The organism is Roseovarius sp. D0-M9 (genome assembly GCF_037083805.1).
Lineage (GTDB): Bacteria > Pseudomonadota > Alphaproteobacteria > Rhodobacterales > Rhodobacteraceae > Roseovarius.
This window is the reverse complement of record NZ_JBAPKZ010000145.1, coordinates 1-531: the sequence shown is the minus strand read 5'-3', so window position 1 is coordinate 531 and position 531 is coordinate 1. Positions and strand designations below refer to the sequence as shown.

1 protein-coding gene is annotated in these 531 nt (G+C 59.9%); it reads right to left on the bottom strand.

Annotated elements, in window-relative coordinates; all coding sequences use genetic code 11:
* Window positions 1-53: 53 nt before the first annotated feature.
* Window positions 54-531 (bottom strand): IS66-like element accessory protein TnpA (gene tnpA, locus V8352_RS21940; RefSeq protein ID WP_336426369.1); only part of this gene is annotated, 478 nt, incomplete at its 5' end.

Sequence of the window (531 nt, the reverse complement as noted above, 5' to 3'; positions counted from 1 at the left end):
CATATCCGTGACACCACAGGCCAGATACACACGAACACCAGTGCCAGGCCCAATCATGCAGCTTCCACCGCGCGGATCAGGGAGGTCAGCGCTGCCGGGTCCACAGTGCTGTCAAAGTGCAAACTACGCCCACCCCGCAGGCGCAATTTAACCGCAATCGGTCGAGGCGTCTCAGCAGCAGGGGGCTGCGCCACCGGCACTCCAGCCGTTACTGGCATGTCCAACGGAAAGAAAAGCGCCCCGGCATCAGGCGACCACAGACCCTTCTTCTTCAGCTCATGCCGCCATTTGTAAATCTGCTGCCGGGTCACCTCATGGCATTGCGCCACCTGCGTCACTGTCGCCCCGCCAATCCCAACCGACAGGACAATCTCGAGCTTGTCCTCGTCGCGCCAGATGCGTCGCCTCTCCACCCCAAGAATTTCGCCACGCATCGCAGACCCCGCATAAGACACGTCGCTAACGACGTCGTTAAACACGTGTCTTAGAACAAAGACCCATAGTAAGGCAGGCGGTGCCAATGGCGCGGTT